Raw genomic sequence first — 369 nt, 5'->3', positions numbered from 1 at the left:
GGGGGGGAGGGGGGGGAGGGGGGGAAGAGGGAGGGGAGAAGGAGGGGGGGGGGGGGGGGGGGGGGAGGGGAGGGAAAGGGGAGAAGGAGAGAGGGGGGGGGGGGGAAAGAAAGGAGAGAGGGGGGAAAAAGGGGGAGGGGAGGGGAGGGGAAGAGAAAGAGAGAAGGAAAGGAGGAAAGGGGGGAGAAAGGAGAGAAGGGGGAGAGAGAGAGAGAGAAGAGGGGGGAAAAAAGGGGAAGAGGGGAGAGGGAGAGAAAGGAAAAAAAGAAGAAGAGAGAATGAACACCCAGAGGAAGGCGGTAGGGGAAGTAAGGGCCAGCGGCCGAAAAGGAAAGGAATAGTTAAAGAAGGAGAGGCGAGGGCTGGAAG

Annotated in this window: 1 protein-coding gene; it reads left to right on the top strand. The window is 61.0% G+C overall.

Features of this window, described 5'->3' with window-relative positions; genetic code table 11:
- On the top strand, positions 1-282 hold a 282-nt coding region (locus KDH83_RS32005; protein WP_212323227.1), incomplete at its 5' end, for a hypothetical protein.
- Positions 283-369 lie beyond the last annotated feature (87 nt).

The sequence above is a fragment of the Achromobacter sp. Marseille-Q0513 genome (assembly GCF_018195695.1).
In the GTDB taxonomy this organism is placed as follows: domain Bacteria; phylum Pseudomonadota; class Gammaproteobacteria; order Burkholderiales; family Burkholderiaceae_B; genus Achromobacter.
Note: the sequence above shows the minus strand (reverse complement) of the source record. Positions and strands in the feature narration are given on the sequence as shown.